The organism is Saccharothrix longispora (assembly GCF_031455225.1).
Taxonomy (GTDB): Bacteria; Actinomycetota; Actinomycetes; order Mycobacteriales; family Pseudonocardiaceae; genus Actinosynnema; species Actinosynnema longispora.
In genome coordinates this window covers 4,194,941-4,212,024 of the sequence record NZ_JAVDSG010000001.1, presented here as the reverse complement: position 1 = coordinate 4,212,024, position 17,084 = coordinate 4,194,941, and the positions used below count along the sequence as shown (strand labels likewise).

Below are 17,084 nucleotides of genomic sequence, written 5' to 3'. Positions count from 1 at the left end.
CTCGCACAGTGTCAGAAAGGGTATAAAAACTGCGGAGGAGTTTGTCACCCGCATGACAAATCACTTCCGGGGCTTGTGTCCGGGAAGTGGCGGAAGTACTTTGCGGAGAAAGAGCGGAGGTGTTCGTGAGAAGCGCGGTGGTGGTCCTCGCGGCGGTCGCCGCCCTGCTCGGCGCCCTGCCCGGGCCCGCCTGGGTGGTGCGCCGGCCCGAGCCGCCCGCCCCGGCGCGCGCGGCGGGCATCACGATCACCTACCGCGTGGACGCGGTGAGCCGGATCGCCCGGCTCGGCTCGGACCTCGTCATCGGTCCCGGCACCCTGGTGGCCGAGATCGACCTGGTCGAGGGCACGATCGTCGGCGACCTGTGGCTACCGCCCGCCTACGGCTACTTCATCGTGTTCGGCTTCGTGCCGAACACCGCGCGCACCGACCTCGTCCCGGTCGGCAAGGTCACCGGCCACATCCGGGAGGGCGAGATCACGGCGCACTCCGACCTGACGATCAGGCTCGGCGAGGTCGCGGTGGACTCGCAGCCGCTCGACGTGGGGCAGGCGTGCGAGACCACCGCGCCCGCGGGGGTCGACCTCGCCGGCCCGTTCGACCTCCACGTGATCAGGATGAAGGCCGTCTACACGATCCCGCCCTTCGGCGGCTGCCGGGGGCGCGAGGACCTCGACCCGCTGATGACCGGTCTCGTCTCCGGACCGGACAACCTCCTCGACCTCACGCTGACGGCCCAGCTGTGAGCAGCCGCAGCGCCCGCAGGGCGATGCCCATGTCGAACAGCGCGTCCGGGTCGTGCAGCTTCTCCCCGAACAGCTCCTCCAACTGCCGCAACCGGTAGCGCACGGTCTGCGGGTGCACGGCGAGGCTGGACGCGACCTCCGGCGCGCTGCCCCGGGTCTCGACCCACGCGGTCATCGTCTCCCGCATCCGCTGCTGCTGCTTGGCCGTCAACCCCTCCAGCGGCGCCAGCGCCCGCTTCACCAGCTCGTGCACCAGGTCCTCGTCGGCGAGCAGCAGCAGCGTGGACAGGTGCTCGCCGGTGTCCACCATCGGCTTGTCCGGGATCACGCCCGACTGGATGAGCGTGATCGTGCGCCGGGCCCAGCGCAGTGACTGGCGGGCCGACGCCAGCGGCACGACCGGACCCACCGCCGCCCGCCACCCGCCGAGCTTGTGCTCCAGCGCGACCAGTTGCCGCTCGGGGTCGGTGAGCAGCAGGCACGGCTCACCGCCCTCCAGGTCCATCAGGATGTCCTCGTGCAGCACCGGTATCGGCAGCTGGTGCTGGTCGGTGCGCCGTTCCAGCGCCACCACCAGCACCTTCTCCGGCAACGGCCAGTGCGCGGCCTCGGCGAGGTCGGCCAGCGCGTTCGGGTGGTAACCGGGTTCGCCGAGGATCAGCTCCAGCAGCCGCTTGCGCCGGCGCTGCAACGCGCCCGCGTGCCGGGCCTGCGCCTCGGCGTAGCCCTCCATCGAGCGCAGCGACAGCTCGTCGATGTAGGCGAAGATCGCCTCGGCGATCAGGCACATCGTCGCCAGCGGCACCCGCTCCGTCTGGCCGAACTCCGAGATGCGCCGCCACGCCACGCGCGCGCCGATCCGGTAGGCGGTCTGGAGCAGGTCGAGGCTGCGGCCCGCGCTGACCTCCAGCTTGCCGAGCAGCCGGAACAGCTTGGCGCGGTCCTCCCGCTCGGCGGTCGGGTCGACCATCCGGTCGATGAACTGGTGGATCGCCTGCTCCACGCCCTCCACCACCACCTGGCCGAACATGCCCTCCAACTTCTGGGAGTACTCGGCTATCTGGTGCTGGATCTCCCGGACCATGTCGACGGCGACGTCACCGGCCCGCGCGCGGAACTTCGGCGCGAGGTCGGCGGGCAACTGCTCCCAGAGGTCCGAGTTGCCGATGAGTGGTAACTCGGGGGCCGTGAGTTCTCCGGTTCTGTTCATGCTGTTCGCCCACCACCAAACGATTGGGTGTGATTCCGAACACTGTATTTTTGATCATGAAAACCTGTCAACAGGCACGGTGGCCAGGTACCGGGGCGGCCCAGTGCGACATCGGGCGCGGTGCTCCAACCGGCCCACGCGGTCACCTCCGATTCGTCGACGGTGGGGACATTGGTAGCCGCAACGTCCGTCGGGACGCCAGTGCCGGCCCGGCTTTTTGTATCCAGGTGAGTGTTCCGGAAAGACTTTTTGTCACGCCTGTGACAAGCAATTCGAATGCTTGTGCACGACGGAGCCGGTGAGTAACGTACTCGCCGGTAACAGGTAACTGGGAAACCTGCACCAATCCCTTTCCGGAGAATACTCGTGGCATTGCGACGGCGCTTGTCGGGGCTACTCTTCGCCGCTCTCCTGGTGGCGTTGTGCGGGTTGTCGGTCGCCACCTACCAGAAGGCCTTCACCCCTCGGGTGACCGTTCTGCTGCGCACCGACCACGTGGGCAACCAGCTCCAGTCCGAGTCGGACGTGAAGCTGCTCGGCGTGCTCGTGGGCGAGGTGCGCGCCATCCGGTCCCGCGGTGACGGCGCCGAGGTCGAACTGGCACTGCGCCCCGACCAGGTGGACCTCATCCCGGCCAACGTGTCGGCCCGCCTGCTGCCGAAGACGCTGTTCGGCGAGCGCTTCGTCAGCCTGGAGGCGCCCGACGACCCGAGCGGCCCGATCGCCGAGGGTGACGTCATCGAGCAGGACCGCACCTCCGCCGCGATCGAGCTGGAACGGGTGCTCACCGACCTGCTGCCCACGCTCCAGGCGGTGCGGCCGGACAAGCTCGCCTCCGCGCTCACCTCGATGGCGCGGGCGCTGGAGGGCCGGGGCGAGACCCTGGGGCGGACGATCGTGAAGCTCGACGCCTACCTGCGCGAGCTCAACCCGCAACTGCCCGTCCTCACGGCGGACATCGCGAAGTTCGCCGACGTCACCGGTGTCTACGCCGACGCCGGACCCGACCTCGTGCGGGCGCTGAAGGACGCGACCGCGGTCAGCCGCACGCTCGCCGAGCAGCGCGCCGACCTGGACGCCGTCTACAGCAGCCTCACCACCGCCTCGGCCGACCTGACCGGTTTCCTGCGCGACAACGGCGAGGTCGTCGTCGGGCTCGCCGACCGGTCGCGGCCCACCGTCGAGCTGCTCGCCACCTACTCGCCCGAGTTCCCGTGCGTGCTGAGCGCGGTCAACGCGATGCGCCCGCGCGTGGACGAGGTCCTGGGCAAGGGCACCGACCAGCCGGGCGTGCACGCCGAGGTCACCGTGGTGCCGCCGGGCGAGGGCTACGTGCCGGGCCGCGACGACCCGGTCCTGCGCCGGGGCGGCGCGCCGCACTGCCCGGCCGGACCGGTCAACGCCGTCGCGCCCGACCGGGTGCCGGGCTGGGCCGGCCTGCTGATGGGGGTCCGGTGAGGGACACCGCCGCGCCGCTGACCAAGTTCCTCGTGTTCGTCGTCGTCACGGTCGCCGCCACCGGGTTCCTCGCGGCCACCATCGCGGGCAGCCGGGTCGGCTCCACCACCGACTACACCGCCCGGTTCACCGACGTCACCGCCCTGACCGAGGGCGACGACGTGCGGATGTCCGGGGTGAAGGTCGGCCAGGTGGAGTCCCTGACCCTGGTGGACGGCGAGCTGGTCGACGTCGGCTTCTCGGTCGCCGACGGCCGGACCCTGTCCGCCGACGTCACCGCCACCATCAAGTACCGCAACCTGGTCGGCCAGCGGTACGTCGCGCTGGAGCAGCCCGCCGGCCGGATGGGCGAGGCGCTGCCGCGCGGCGGGCTCATCCCGGTCGAGCGCACCGTGCCCGCCCTCGACCTCACCACCCTGTTCAACGGGTTCAAGCCCTTGTTCCAGGCGCTGAACCCGGAGGACGTCAACACGCTGTCCCACGAGATCGTCCAGGTCCTCCAGGGCGAGGGCGGCACGGTCGAGAGCCTCCTGGCCCACACCGCGTCGCTCACCACCACCCTCGCCGCCAAGGACGAGGTGATCGGCGACGTCGTCGCGAACCTCAACGCGGTGCTGGAGACGGTGAACTCGCGCGACGACCGGTTCGGCTCGCTGCTGACGTCCCTGCGGCAGCTCGTGTCCGGGTTCGCCGCCGACCGCGAACCCATCGGCAACGCCATCACCGGCCTGGCCGCCCTGAGCGACAGCACCGCGGCCCTGCTGGAGCAGGGCCGCCAACCGCTCAAGGACGACATCGCCGCCCTCGGCCTGCTCGCCGGCAACCTCGGCGACGCGCCGGAGCTGGAGCCGTTCGTGCGCAACCTGCCCGTCAAGTTCGACGCGATCGGCCGCACCGCCTCCTACGGCTCGTGGCTGAACTTCTACCTCTGCTACGCCTCGTCCGAGGCGGAGCCCGCACCCGGTGGGGCGCCGGTCGGCCTCCCGGTCACCGAATCGAGGTGCCGCCGATGACGCGCAGACCGGCGCTGCTCGGGGCCGTCGGGCTCCTGGTCGTCGCCCTCGCCGCCACGCTCGCCTTCTTCCTGGAGGACCTGCCGTTCTTCGGCGGCGGACGGGAGCACACCGCCGACTTCGCCGAGGCGGCCGGCCTGCGCGTGGACGACGAGGTCCGGGTGGCCGGCCTGAAGGTCGGCGCGGTGACCGACGTCGGGCTGCACGACGGCCGCGTGCGGGTGGCGTTCCGGGTGTCCGGCGTCGAGCTGGGCGACCGCAGCCGCGCCGAGATCCGCATCAAGACCCTGCTCGGGCAGAAGTACCTGGCCCTCGACCCCGAGGGCCGCGACCCGCTCACGGAGACCATCCCGCTGGAGCGCACCACCTCGCCCTACGACGTCGTCGACGCGTTCAACGGGCTGTCCACCACCCTCACCGAGATCGACACCGACCAGCTGGCGCGGAGCTTCCAGGTGCTCAGCGACACCTTCCGCGACTCGCCGGAGCACGTGAGGCAGGCGCTCGACGGCCTGTCGGCGCTGTCCAGGACCATCTCCAGCCGCGACGAGCAGCTCGCGTCGCTGGTCGCGGGCGCGAACAAGGTCACCGGGGCGCTCGCCGACCGCACCACCGACTTCGCCGCGCTCATCACCGACGGCAACCTGCTGCTGGAGGAGGTCGGCCACCGCCGCGACGCCATCGCGAAGCTGCTCGACGGCACGCGCGAGATGTCCCGGCAGCTCTCCGGCCTCGTCGCGGACAACTCCGAGCAGCTGCGGCCCGCCCTCGAACAGCTCGAACGCGTCACCGACGTGCTGCGGGACAACCAGGAGGCGCTGGAACGGGGGCTCGCGCTCGCCGGACCGTACTACCGCGTGCTCAACAACGCGCTCGGCAACGGCGAGTGGGTCGACGCGTACGTGTGCGGGCTGGTCGCGCAGCCCGGTGGCGGGCGCGACTGCGCACCGGGAGGCCGCTGATGTTCGTCCGGACCAGGAACCGCCGGCGCGTGGTCGTCGGGCTCGCCCAGGCCCTCGTGCTGGTGCTCGTGGCGGTGGTCGCCGCGTGGTGGGTCTTCCTGCGCCCCGCCGCGACCCGCGTCACGGCCTACTTCACCGCCGCGGTCGGCGTCTACGAGGGCTCCGACGTGCGCGTCCTCGGCGTGCGCGTCGGACAGGTCGTCGGCGTGCTGCCCGAGGGCGGCTCCGTCCGGGTCGACCTGGAGCTGGACCACGGCGTGGACGTGCCCGCCGACGCCCGCGCCGTCGTCGTCTCGCCCACCATCGTCGCCGACCGGTACGTGCAGCTCACCCCCGTCTACACCGGCGGCGACCGGATGGCGCCCGGCGCGGTGATCACCAGCGCGCGCACCGCGGGCACGGTCGAGCTGGACGAGCTCTACGCCAGTCTCGACAGCCTGCTCACCGCGCTCGGCCCGAACGGCGCCAACCGCCAGGGCGCGCTGTCCGACCTGCTGCGCACCGGCGCGGCGAACCTCGACGGCACCGGTGGCCCGCTCGGCGAGTCGATCCGGCGGCTCGCCGACGCGGCCAGGACGCTCGCCGGGTCCCGCGAGGACCTCTTCGGCACGGTGGACAACCTCCAGGCGTTCACCGGGATGCTCGCCGCCGACGACGAGCAGGTGGGCAGGCTCGCCGACCAGCTCGCCGACGTGTCCGGGTTCTTCGCCGCCGAGCGCGACGACCTGGGCACGGCGCTGGGCGAGCTGGCGGGCGCGCTGGAGCAGGTGCGGACCTTCGTGCGCGACAACCGCGAGCGGGTCCGGTCCGGTGTGGACGACCTCGCCGTGCTCACCGGTTCCCTGGTGCGGCAGCAGCAGTCGCTCGCCGAGGTGCTCGACGTGGCCCCGGTCGCGCTGCACAACGTGGTCGGCGCCTACGACCCGGCGACCGGCACGCTCAACGCGCGCGCCAACCTCAACGAGTTCGTCGCCGACCTGCTGAGCGTGCCGGGGGGTGCGCGGTGAAGCGGCTCCTCGCGGTGGCCTGCGTGCTGGTCCTCACCGGCTGCTCGACCATGCCGAGCGCCTACGACCTGCCGCTGCCCGGCGGCGCGGACCTCGGTGACCGGCCCTACCGGGTGGTCGTGGAGTTCGACGACGTGCTCGACCTCGTGCCGCACGCCGGGGTGAAGGTGGACGACGTCGCGGTCGGCAAGGTCGAGGACATCGGGCTGTCCGAGGACGGCTCCACGGCCCTCGTGCGGGTGGCCGTGCGCGGCGACGTGCTGCTGCCCTCGAACGCCCTGGCCCGGCTGCGCCAGTCCAGCCTGCTGGGCGAGAAGTACGTGGAGCTGGCCCCGCCGGCGCAGCGCTCGGCGACGCCCCTGGTGGACGGCGCGGTCATCCCGGTGACCCGGACCAACCGCAACCCCGAGGTGGAGGAGGTGTTCGGCGCGCTGTCCATGCTGCTCAACGGCGGCGGCATCGGGCAGATCCAGGACATCTCCCGGGAGCTGGGCGCGGCGCTGTCCGGCAACGAGGCCGCCGCCCGGTCGCTGCTGTCCACGGTGGACGGTTTCGTGGGCGCGCTCGACGGGCACAAGGACGAGATCACCCGCGCGCTCGACGGCATGGATCGGCTCGCGTCGTCCCTGGAGTCCCGCAAGGCCGACATCGGCGAGGTGCTCGACGGGCTGGAACCCGGCCTGAAGGTGCTGCACGAGCAGCGCGGTCGGCTCGTCGGCCTGCTCGACTCGCTGGACCGGCTGTCCTCGGTCGCGACCGACGTGGTCGACCGCAGCCGCGAGGACCTGGTCGCCGACCTGAAGGCCCTGGAGCCGACGCTGCGCACGCTCGCCGAAGCCGGCCAGGACCTGCCGCAGTCCCTCGAACTGCTGCTCACCTTCCCGTTCACCGACGCCGTCCTCGACGGCATCAAGGGCGACTACCTCAACACCTACCTCACGCTGAAACCCGGAGGACGTCGATGACCACCCGCCGGGTGCGCGTGCGGATCGCGCTGTTCACCGTCATCGCGCTGCTCGGCGTCAGCTACGTCGGCGCGGAGTACGCCGGGCTGGTCGTCGTGGACGACGGGTACGCGGTGCGCGTGGAGCTGGCCCGCACCGGCGGCCTGTTCACCGGCGGCGAGGTGACCTACCGGGGCGTCCCCGTCGGCCGGGTCGGCCCGATCCGGCTGGTCGACCGCCGGGTCGAGGTCGAGCTGCGCATCACGGCGGGCGCGCCGCCGATACCGGCCGACCTGGAGGCCGTGGTGGCCAACCGGTCGGCGGTCGGCGAGCAGTACGTGGACCTGCGGCCGCGCGGCGCGGACGGGCCGTACCTGGTGGACGGCTCGGTCATCCCCGAGTCGCGGACCACGCTGCCCCTGCCCGTCGAGAAGGTGCTGACCGACCTGGACGAACTGGCCCGCTCCGTGCCGGTGGACTCGCTGCGCACCGTCGTCGACGAACTCGACCAGGCCCTGCGCGGCACCGGCCCGGACCTCCAGGTGCTGCTCGACGCCACCACGCGGTTCATCGAGACGGCGGGGGAGCACCTGCCGCAGACCACGCGGCTGCTGAACGACTCGGCGACCGTGCTCCAGACCCAGCTCGACCACTCGGCGGCGATCGACTCGTTCGCCGACAGCGCCCTGCTGGTCGCCGAGCGCCTGCGCGCCTCCGACGGGGACCTGAGACGCGTCATCGCCGCCGCACCGGGAGCCGCCACCGAGGTCAGCGCCCTGCTGCGCGACTCGGGGCCGAACCTCGGCGTGCTGCTGTCCAACCTCCTGACCACCGCGGACGTCCTGGTCACCCGCCAGGGCCAGCTGGAGGAGGTGCTGGTGACCGTGCCGGACGCCGTCTCGGTGGGCGCGTCGGCGGTGCGCGGCGGCCAGGCGTCGTTCGGCCTGGCCCTGACCTTCTTCGACCCCCCGCCATGCCACGCGGGCTACGAGGGCACGCGGAAGAAGACCGGCCTCGACACCTCGGCGGGTGAGTTCAACACGGGGGCGACCTGCGCCCTGCCCCGCGGCTCGGCCACCGGCGTGCGGGGCTCGCAGAACGCGCCCCGCTGACCCGCCGGACCGGGGCCGCCGGTCAGACCGGGCTGACGTACAGCCACACGCCGTCCTCGCGGACGAAGCGGCTGTTCTCGTGCAGCACGTCCCGCCCGCCGCGCACCCGGCAGTGGGCGCGGAACTCCACGGTGCCCGTCGTCTGGAACAGCGTGCCGCCGGTGCGGCCCAGCACCTCCAGGCGGTTCCAGCGCTGCTCCGGGTCCAGCTCCAGCGACGCCGGCCGGGTGGTGGGGTGCCAGGTGGCGAGCAGGTAGTCCTCATCGCCCACGGCGAACGCGCTGTAGCGCGACCGCATGAGGGCCTCCGCGGTCGGCGGCTTCTTCCGGCCCTCGTGGAACGGGCCGCAGCAGTGCTCGTACGGGTCGCCCAGCCCGCACGGGCACGGGGTGCTCATTCGGGACCGTCGCAGGCGGTGCGACCGGACCGGGAGAGGCGCACCCACGCCAGGGCGTTCTCCGCCGCGCGGTCGCCGGCGGCGGCCTCGGCGGCGAGCGCCGCGTGCACCTGGTAGCGCAGCTCGGCGGGCGTGTCGGCGCGCAGGAGCAGGTTCGCGCGGATGTCCGGGCTCGGGTCGTCGGCCAGCGCGGCGAGGGCCTCGGCGGGCATCGGTTCGGTCACCTGCCCAGGGTATAAGGAGCGGCCCGCCTCCCGACGACTGCCGAGGTCGGGGAAGCGGGCCGCTCCGGTGCGGGCTGTCACGGCATCAGGCGCACGCCGCACCGTTCACAGTGGGAGAAGAGAACGGTGGGGTGCCGCCGCTGAAGCTCGCGTTGTACCCGACGGTCGCGGTACCGCCGGTGGCGAGCCTGCCGTTCCAGGACGCGTTGACGACGCGCACGGTGTCGCCCGTGTCGGTCCACGTCCCGTTCCAGCCCTGGGAAACGGTCACACCGGGTGCGGAGAACGTCAGCGTCCAGGAGTCGATCGAAGCACCCCGGTTCTCGATGACGATCTCGCCGCTGTAACCGCCGGACCACTGGTTGATCACGCGATGGCTCACCCGGCACCCGGTCCCCGCGGGTGGCGTGGTGGTCGTCGTCGTGCTCGTCGTAGTGGTCGTGGTCGTAGTGGTGGTGCTGGTGGTGGTGGACGTGCTCGTGGTGGTGCTGGTCGGGCCCGCGGCCATCGCCATCTCGTACGCGCGCTGCGGCACGAACTGGCCCGCGCCGGCGATGCAGCCGTCCGCCTCGCCGGGCAGCTTGACCCACAGGAACGCGGCGATCTGCGCGTCGCCGGTGTCGGTGGTGCTGGGCGTGCCGATGGCGCGCCCGGCCGGGTCGCACCACTCGCTGCCCAGCGGCCCGTTGCCGTTGCGGCTGGTGTCGACGACGGCCTTGAACCTGCTGTCGCCCAGGTTGTTCAGCACCGCCTTGGCGAACGCGACCTCGTCCCGGGTGTACCGGTAGTTCGACACGTTCGTGGCGATGCCGTCGGCGCTGTTGGCGATGTCCGCCCCGCGCAGCCGGTTCGCCGCCTCGGCCGGCGTGAGCCACGCCGAGTGGCCGATGTCGAAGTACACCTTCGCCTGCGACGACCCGGACTTGAGCTTCTTGCCCGCGTAGGCCATCGACGCCTTGGTCTCGTTCTGCTGGCCCTCGCTCTGGCAGCTGCTCATGATCGGCAGCACGTCGGGCTCCAGGATGATCGCCGCCGGGCGCCCGGCGAGACCGGCCGCGACCTCGTCCACCCACGCCCGGTACGCCTGGTGCGACGGCGCGCCGCCACCGCTGGCGCCACCGCAGTCGCGGTTCGGGATGTTGTAGACGACCATGATCGGGATCTTCCCGGCCGCCGCCGCCGCGCCGACGAACGAGTCGACCTGCGCCCGGACCTGCGAGGTGTTGGTCGTGGTGTACCAGCGCGCCTGCGGCACGTTGGCGATCCGGTCGCGGATCACCGCCGCCCGCGAGTCGCCCGGGTTCTGCGCCACCCACCGCGCCGCGGAGGTGTCGGGCGCGACATAGAACGCGGAGTCGGCGGCCTGGGCGCTGGTCGCACCGCCGCCGAGCACGAGCGCCACCGCGCTCGCGACCAGTGCGCCGGACAACGCCGTCGCGGCGGCCAGCCTGCTCGTGGAGTGCGCGCGGTGGCCCTCGCGGTCGGGGCCGAGTGCTTGGGGAGAGTGCATCAGCAGGTCCTCGCAGCGTCGGTGCAACGGGGGTCTGACCGGACTGGGAGCGCTCCCAGGTGGCAGGACTGTAGCCACTCCGAAACCGTGCGGAAAAGGGGGCGTGACGCGAGGGTGTCCACCCGGTTGCTCACGGTGCGTGCGCAAAGCCCTGTTGAGGCGCATCTCAATCGGCCCGACCTGCTGGGGATCGCCACGTTCGACACCCTCGGTGACCAGTTTTACCGTGCGTTGCTCTGATCGAGTGAGTGCCGCAAGCATTGCGTCGACTGTGAAGTTGATGTCGAAAATCTGTCGAATTACGCCGGTGGGACGATCGGGTTTGCGGCCGTTCGGGTCGGACGTGCCCGAAAATCGGACATCTCCGGCGCCGTGTTGGTCGCAGTGGCGGCAGGCGAGGGCGGGGGGAGGTGACTCTCCGACGTCGAGGGGGCGCCTTGCGGCATCCGGTCCATCGGTGGCGGACGTTTGGCCCACCAAGCGAGACCTTGCCAGGTCAACTTGTCAAGGGTTTGTGGTCGAACCCTCTTTTCACGGTGTTTCTATGCCGTTACAGTCCCGCACTGGGAGCGCTCCCAGAACCTCCACCGCCCTGCCCCCTCGGAGGAACCGCATGCGACGACGCATGTCCGGAGTGCTGATCGGCACGCTCACCGTGCTGGTCAGCGCCGTGACCCCGACCCAGATCCAGGCGTCGGCACAGGCCCCTGCCCAGGCCGACGCCGCGCCCGCGTTCAACTACGGCGAAGCACTCCAGAAGTCGATCTGGTTCTACGACGCGCAGCGATCCGGCGACCTGCCGGCCGACAACCGGGTGAACTGGCGCGGCGGCTCGGCGCTGAGCGACGGCGCCGACGTCGGCCTCGACCTGTCCGGCGGCTTCTACGACGCGGGCGACCACGTCAAGTTCGGCCTGCCGTTCGCGGCGAGCATGACCATGCTCGCGTGGGGCGCGGTGGAGAACCGGGGCGCCTACGAGGACTCGGGCCAGCTCCGGCACCTCCTCGCGAACCTCAAGTGGGGCACCGACTGGATCATCAAGGCGCACCCGAGCCCGAACGTCGTGTACGGGCAGGTCGGCGCGGGCGACGACGACCACAAGTGGTGGGGCGCCGCCGAGGTCATGCAGATGGCCCGCCCGTCCTACAAGGTCGACGCGTCCTGCCCCGGCTCGGACCTCGCGGGCGAGTACGCCGCCGCGATGGCCGCCTCGTCCATGGTCTTCCGGCGGTCCGATCCGACCTACGCGGACACCCTGCTGGCGCACGCCAGGCAGCTGTACTCCTTCGCCGACACCCACCGCGGCAAGTACAGCTCCTGCATCACCGACGCGGCGAAGTTCTACAACTCCCACAGCGGCTACCAGGACGAGCTGGTGTGGGGCGCCATCTGGCTGCACCGCGCCACCGGTGACGCGGCCTACCTGGCCAAGGCCAAGGCCGAGTACCCGAAGCTGTCCACCGAACCGCAGAGCACGACCCGGTCCTACCGGTGGACGATCGCCTGGGACGACAAGTCCTACGGCGCCTACGCGCTGATGGCGAAGCTGACCGGCGAGCAGCAGTACGTGGACGACACGAACCGCTGGCTCGACTACTGGACCACCGGGTACCAGGGCAACCGGGTCCGGTACTCGCCCGGCGGCCAGGCCGTGCTCGACACCTGGGGCTCGCTGCGCTACGCCGCCAACACCGCGTTCGTCGCGCTGACGCACGCCGACTGGCTGCGCGCCACCGACCCGGCGCGCGCCACCACCTACCACGACTTCGGCGTTCGGCAGGTGAACTACGCGCTCGGCGACAACCCGCGCAAGTCCAGCTTCGTCGTCGGCTTCGGCGCGAACCCGCCGCGCAACCCGCACCACCGCACCGCGCACGGCGCGTGGGCCGACACCATGCGGGAACCCGCCACCAGCAGGCACGTCCTGTACGGCGCGCTGGTCGGCGGCCCGAGCACGAACAACGACGCCCACACCGACGACCGCACCGACTACATCGCCAACGAGGTCGCGCTGGACTACAACGCGGGCTTCACCGGCGCGCTCGCCCGCCTCCACGCCGAGTACGGCGGCACGCCGCTCGCGGACTTCCCGGTCGCCGAGACCCCCGACGGCCCGGAGCTGACGGTGCAGGCGTCGGTCAACCAGAGCGCGCCCGGCTTCACCGAGGTGAAGTCGTTCATCCTCAACAAGTCCGCGTGGCCGGCCCGGGCGTTCACCGGCTCGCTGCGCTACTACTTCACCCTCGACGGCGCGACGACGCCCGACCAGATCACCGTCACCACCAACTACAACCAGTGCGGCACGCCGAGCGCCCCCCGGCAGCACAGCGGCCGGGTGTACTACGTGGACGTGCCGTGCCCCGGCGTGTACCCGGGCGGGCAGTCCGCGCACCGGCACGAGGTGCAGTTCCGCATCACCAGCACGGGGACCTGGGACCCCGCCGACGACTGGTCCCACGAGGGACTGGGTTCCGGCAACACCGTCGCGCAGACCGACCGCCTCACCTTGGTGCAGGACGGCGCGGTGCTCTGGGGCCGCGAGCCCGGCCCGGCGGTGGTGGACCGCGAGGCGCCCACCGTCCCCAGCGGACTCACCGTCTCCGACGTCACCGGCAGCGGCGCGACGCTGCGCTGGGCGACGTCCACCGACAACGTCGGGGTGGTCGGCTACGACGTGCTCCGGGCGGACGGCACGATCGCAGGTGCCCCGGCCACCCCGGCGTTCCAGCTCACCGGGCTCAGCCCGGACACCGCCTACTCGTTCGCCGTCCGGGCCCGCGACGGCGCGGGCAACACGTCCGCGACCGGCGCGGTCGTGACCTTCCGGACCCGATCCGCCGACACCGGCCCCACCGGCTCGGTGGTCGCCCAGCAGCGCGGCGGCGGTGGCACGAGCGTCAACCAGATCGGCGTCACGCTCGCCGCCGTCAACCGGGGGACCACGGCGGTCGACCGGTCGACGGTCACCCTGCGGTACTGGTTCACCCGGGACGGCGCCACCGCGAACCACCAGGTGTTCTGCGACTGGGCGGTGGTCGGCTGCGCGAACGTGCGCGCCACCGTCGTCACGCTCCCGACCGCCCGGACCGGCGCGGACTCCTACCTCCAGGTCACCTTCGGCGCGGGGTCCCTCGCGCCGGGCGCGAGCACCGGTGACGTCCAGCTGAGGGTGGCCAAGTCCGACTGGTCGCCGTTCGACCAGTCGAACGACCACAGCTATCGCGCCACCACCGCGCTGGCCGACTTCGACCGGGTGACCGCCTACACCGGCACCACCCTCGCCTGGGGCGTCGAACCCTAGGCCCGCAGACCCGGCACGGGGCGTTCTGCGCGCCCAGGCGTCCCGTGCCGAACCCAGCTCCCGCCCCACACCGCCGCCTTTTTGGAAGCTCGCGGGTCAACGGCTGATCCGTGCAGGAGGAGGACGCATGAGGTACCGCACCAGAGCGGGACGGTTGCGCACCGGACCGCTCGCGCTGATAGCCGCGGCAGCGACCGCCGCGGGTGTTATGCCGTTCGTCGCCCCCGTGGCGAACGCGGCCGTGACGTGCACGGTCAACTACCAGGTCACGAACCAGTGGCAGGGCGGCTTCGGCGCCAGCGTGGCCATCCGCAACCAGGGTGACGCGGTCAACAACTGGCGCCTCACGTGGACCTTCCCGAACGGACAGCGCGTCCAGCAGGGGTGGAGCGGCACGTTCAGCCAGAGCGGCTCGGTGGTCACCGTGGCCGCTCCGACCTGGTCGCCCAACCTCGCGTCCGGCGCGCAGACCACGGTCGGCTTCAACGGCTCGTGGACCGGCAGCAACAACCCGCCGACCGACTTCGCGCTCAACGGCACGCCCTGCACCGGCCCGAACACCGCGCCGAGCGTGTCGCTGACCTCGCCGACGGCGGGCCAGGCGTTCCAGAGCGGCGCGGCGATCGCGATGGCCGCGACCGCGGCCGACACCGACGGCAGCGTCGCCAAGGTGGACTTCCTGGCGGACGGCGTGGTCGTCGCGACCGACACCTCGGCGCCCTTCACGGGCTCGTGGACCGGTGCCGCGGTAGGCGAGCACGCCATCACCGCCCGGGCCACCGACGACAAGGGCGGGGTCGGCACGTCGACCGCCGTGGGCATCCGGGTCCTCGCGGGCCAGGCGGTCCAGGTCAGCCCGAACTCGCTGAGCGTCCGGCAGGGCAACACCGGCACGTTCGGCGTGTCGCTGGCGACCGCGCCGACGGCCAACGTCACGGTGGCGGTCTCGCGCTCCGCGGGCAGCACCGACCTCACGGCCGGTCCCGCGTCGCTGACCTTCACCCCGTCGAACTGGGCGACCAAGCAGAACGTCACGGTCACCTCGGCGGACAACGGCGGCGCCCTGGGCACGGCCACGTTCACGGTCAGCTCCACCGGCATCGCCCCGGCCACGGTCGAGGTGCGCGAGGTCGACGGCTCCGCGTCGGACTTCGAGCAGGCGTTCCTCGACCTGTACGCGAAGATCCACGACCCGTCCAGCGGCTACTTCCGGACGTTCCCGGACGGCCTGAAGGTCCCGTACCACTCGATCGAGACGCTGATGGTCGAGGCGCCGGACCACGGTCACCAGACCACGTCCGAGGCGTTCAGCTACTACCTGTGGCTGGAGGCCAGCTACGCCCGGATCACGGGTGAGTGGGCCTCGTTCAAGAAGGCCTGGGCCTCGATGGAGAAGTACATCATCCCGGCGACGGCCGACCAGCCGACGAACAACAAGTACGACGCGTCCAAGCCGGCGACGTACGCCCCCGAGCACCCGCGGATGGACCAGTACCCGTCCCAGCTCGACAGCAACGCGCCGGTGGGCCGCGACCCGATCGCGGCCGAGCTGAAGTCGGCCTACGGGACCGACGACATCTACGGCATGCACTGGCTGATCGACGTCGACAACACCTACGGCTTCGGCCGGTGCGGCGACGAGTCCGACGCGGCCCCCGCGTACATCAACACCTACCAGCGCGGCTCGTCGGAGTCGGTGTGGGAGACCATCCCGCAGCCGTCCTGCGACACGTTCGCGCACGGTGGCCCCAACGGCTACCTCGACCTGTTCACCAAGGACGCGAGCTACGCCAAGCAGTACAAGTACACCAACGCCCCGGACGCCGACGCGCGTGCGGTGCAGGTGGCGCTGCTGGCGCAGGAGTGGGCGACCGAGCAGGGCAAGGGCAGCGAGATCGCCCCGGAGGTCGCGAAGGCGGCCAAGATGGGCGACTACCTCCGCTACGCCATGTTCGACAAGTACTTCAAGAAGATCGGCAACTGCACCAGCCCGACCACCTGCCCCGGTGGCACCGGCAAGGACAGCGCGCACTACCTGATGTCCTGGTACTACGCGTGGGGCGGCGCCACCGACACGTCCGCCGGTTGGGCGTGGCGCATCGGTTCCGGCGCCTCGCACCAGGGTTACCAGAACCCCCTGGCGGCCTACGCGCTGGCGAACGTGCCGGCCCTGAAGCCGAAGTCGGCGACCGGCCAGCAGGACTGGGCCACCTCGATGACCCGCCAGCTGGAGATGCTGCAGTGGCTCCAGTCGGCCGACGGCGGCATCGCCGGCGGTGTCACGAACACGTGGGAAGGCTCGTACGGCCAGCCCCCGGCCGGCACGCCGACCTTCTACGGCATGTTCTACGACGCCCACCCGGTGTGGCGCGACCCGCCGTCGAACCGCTGGTTCGGCTTCCAGGCGTGGCAGATGGAGCGCACCGCCGCCCTGTACGAGATGACGGGCAACGCGGCGGCCAAGAAGATCCTCGACAAGTGGGTCCCCTGGGCCATCGCGAACACCACCGTCGGTGCGAACGGGGCGTTCCAGATCCCGTCCGACCTGGAGTGGACCGGCGCGCCGGACAACTGGAACGCCACCAACCCGGGCGCCAACGCCAACCTGCGCGTGCGGGTGCTCAACCACAGCCAGGACGTCGGCATCGCCGCGTCCTACGCCAAGACGCTCCTCAACTACGCGGCCGAGTCGGGCAACGCCCAGGCGAAGACCGTCGGTGAGGGCCTCCTGACGGCGCTGCTGGCGCACCAGGACGACAAGGGCATCGCGGTGCCCGAGACGCGGGCGGACTACAACCGCTTCGACGACACCTACAACACGTCGACGCGCGAGGGCCCGTACGTCCCGACGGGCTGGTCGGGCACCATGCCCAACGGTGACCAGATCCGACCGGGCGTCTCGTTCACCGACATCCGGTCCATGTTCAAGCAGGACCCGGACTGGCCGAAGGTCCAGGCCTACCTGGACGGCGGCCCCGCGCCGACCTTCACCTACCACCGGTTCTGGGCGCAGGCTGAGATCGCCACGGCGTTCCAGCTGCACGTGGAGCTGTTCGGGTAGGACCCAACCGAAGGTCGCCGTCACCCCCCTCACGACGTGGTGAGGGGGGTGTTCGGCGTGGTCACGACATCGCGTCTCAAATGTCGAACGCATTCGATTCGAACCCCTCGAATCGAAACATTCGCGAAACTTCGGTGTT

At 71.4% G+C, this 17,084-nt stretch carries 13 protein-coding genes; 9 read left to right on the top strand and 4 right to left on the bottom strand.

What is annotated here, in order from left to right; genetic code table 11:
• Window positions 1–125: 125 nt before the first annotated feature.
• Entirely contained in the window at window positions 126–746 is a 621-nt protein-coding gene (locus J2S66_RS16765) for a hypothetical protein (protein ID WP_310308028.1), read from the top strand.
• Here J2S66_RS16765 and J2S66_RS16760 read toward each other — a convergent pair.
• Window positions 724–1,956 (bottom strand): PucR family transcriptional regulator, encoded by a 1,233-nt coding sequence (locus J2S66_RS16760; protein ID WP_310308027.1) that lies wholly within the window; start codon window positions 1,954–1,956, stop codon window positions 724–726. The genes J2S66_RS16765 and J2S66_RS16760 overlap by 23 nt on opposite strands.
• Window positions 1,957–2,340: 384 nt before the next feature.
• Here J2S66_RS16760 and J2S66_RS16755 point away from each other — a divergent pair, with 384 nt between their 5' ends.
• Genes J2S66_RS16755 through J2S66_RS16730 form a run of 6 tightly spaced genes read left to right on the top strand, consistent with a single transcriptional unit; the run spans window position 2,341 to window position 8,452 of the window.
• On the top strand, window positions 2,341–3,414 hold the full coding sequence (locus J2S66_RS16755; protein ID WP_310308026.1) for an MCE family protein: 1,074 nt from the start codon (window positions 2,341–2,343) through the stop codon (window positions 3,412–3,414).
• On the top strand, window positions 3,411–4,427 hold the full coding sequence (locus tag J2S66_RS16750) for an MCE family protein (protein WP_306750920.1): 1,017 nt from the start codon (window positions 3,411–3,413) through the stop codon (window positions 4,425–4,427). The genes J2S66_RS16755 and J2S66_RS16750 overlap by 4 nt, the downstream gene beginning before the upstream one ends.
• Window positions 4,424–5,389 (top strand): MCE family protein, encoded by a 966-nt coding sequence (locus J2S66_RS16745; RefSeq protein ID WP_310308024.1) that lies wholly within the window; start codon window positions 4,424–4,426, stop codon window positions 5,387–5,389. Before J2S66_RS16750 ends, J2S66_RS16745 begins: the two co-directional genes overlap by 4 nt.
• Window positions 5,389–6,396: an MCE family protein gene (locus tag J2S66_RS16740; protein ID WP_310308023.1), complete on the top strand. Its 1,008-nt coding sequence runs from the start codon at window positions 5,389–5,391 to the stop codon at window positions 6,394–6,396. The genes J2S66_RS16745 and J2S66_RS16740 overlap by 1 nt, the downstream gene beginning before the upstream one ends.
• Window positions 6,393–7,361 (top strand): MCE family protein, encoded by a 969-nt coding sequence (locus J2S66_RS16735; protein WP_310308022.1) that lies wholly within the window; start codon window positions 6,393–6,395, stop codon window positions 7,359–7,361. Before J2S66_RS16740 ends, J2S66_RS16735 begins: the two co-directional genes overlap by 4 nt.
• Window positions 7,358–8,452: an MCE family protein gene (locus tag J2S66_RS16730; RefSeq protein ID WP_310308021.1), complete on the top strand. Its 1,095-nt coding sequence runs from the start codon at window positions 7,358–7,360 to the stop codon at window positions 8,450–8,452. Before J2S66_RS16735 ends, J2S66_RS16730 begins: the two co-directional genes overlap by 4 nt.
• A 22-nt stretch (window positions 8,453–8,474) precedes the next feature.
• Here J2S66_RS16730 and J2S66_RS16725 read toward each other — a convergent pair whose 3' ends face one another.
• The 3 genes from J2S66_RS16725 to J2S66_RS16715 all read right to left on the bottom strand — a co-directional run bounded on the left by J2S66_RS16725 (window position 8,475) and on the right by J2S66_RS16715 (window position 10,583).
• The gene (locus tag J2S66_RS16725) at window positions 8,475–8,849 is read right to left on the bottom strand and encodes a YchJ family protein (protein ID WP_310308020.1); all 375 of its coding nucleotides are present in this window, start codon (window positions 8,847–8,849) and stop codon (window positions 8,475–8,477) included.
• Window positions 8,846–9,073, bottom strand: coding sequence for a hypothetical protein (locus tag J2S66_RS16720; protein ID WP_310308019.1), 228 nt, complete (start codon window positions 9,071–9,073; stop codon window positions 8,846–8,848). Before J2S66_RS16720 ends, J2S66_RS16725 begins: the two co-directional genes overlap by 4 nt.
• Window positions 9,074–9,158: 85 nt before the next feature.
• A complete protein-coding gene (locus J2S66_RS16715) occupies window positions 9,159–10,583 on the bottom strand; it encodes a glycoside hydrolase family 6 protein (protein ID WP_310308018.1) in 1,425 nt (474 codons plus the stop codon).
• A gap of 613 nt (window positions 10,584–11,196) precedes the next feature.
• On the opposite strand from J2S66_RS16715, the gene J2S66_RS16710 reads away from it, so the two are divergent.
• Both J2S66_RS16710 and J2S66_RS16705 read left to right on the top strand, forming a co-directional pair.
• Window positions 11,197–13,884, top strand: a complete 2,688-nt coding sequence (locus J2S66_RS16710) for a glycoside hydrolase family 9 protein (RefSeq protein ID WP_310308017.1) — start codon at window positions 11,197–11,199, stop codon at window positions 13,882–13,884.
• Window positions 13,885–14,092: 208 nt separating this feature from the next.
• Entirely contained in the window at window positions 14,093–16,945 is a 2,853-nt protein-coding gene (locus J2S66_RS16705) for a glycoside hydrolase family 48 protein (RefSeq protein WP_310308016.1), read from the top strand.
• Window positions 16,946–17,084: the final 139 nt, after the last annotated feature.

Excerpts from the sequence above, each read along its gene's own strand:
- J2S66_RS16760 (WP_310308027.1), bottom strand. The coding sequence starts at position 1,956 with ATGAACAGAACCGGAGAACTCACGGCCCCCGAGTTACCACTCATCGGC.
- J2S66_RS16705 (WP_310308016.1), top strand. The coding sequence starts at position 14,093 with ATGCCGTTCGTCGCCCCCGTGGCGAACGCGGCCGTGACGTGCACGGTC.
- J2S66_RS16710 (WP_310308017.1), top strand. The coding sequence starts at position 11,197 with ATGCGACGACGCATGTCCGGAGTGCTGATCGGCACGCTCACCGTGCTG.
- J2S66_RS16740 (WP_310308023.1), top strand. The coding sequence starts at position 5,389 with ATGTTCGTCCGGACCAGGAACCGCCGGCGCGTGGTCGTCGGGCTCGCC.
- J2S66_RS16745 (WP_310308024.1), top strand. The coding sequence starts at position 4,424 with ATGACGCGCAGACCGGCGCTGCTCGGGGCCGTCGGGCTCCTGGTCGTC.
- J2S66_RS16730 (WP_310308021.1), top strand. The coding sequence starts at position 7,358 with ATGACCACCCGCCGGGTGCGCGTGCGGATCGCGCTGTTCACCGTCATC.
- J2S66_RS16715 (WP_310308018.1), bottom strand. The coding sequence starts at position 10,583 with ATGCACTCTCCCCAAGCACTCGGCCCCGACCGCGAGGGCCACCGCGCG.
- J2S66_RS16725 (WP_310308020.1), bottom strand. The coding sequence starts at position 8,849 with ATGAGCACCCCGTGCCCGTGCGGGCTGGGCGACCCGTACGAGCACTGC.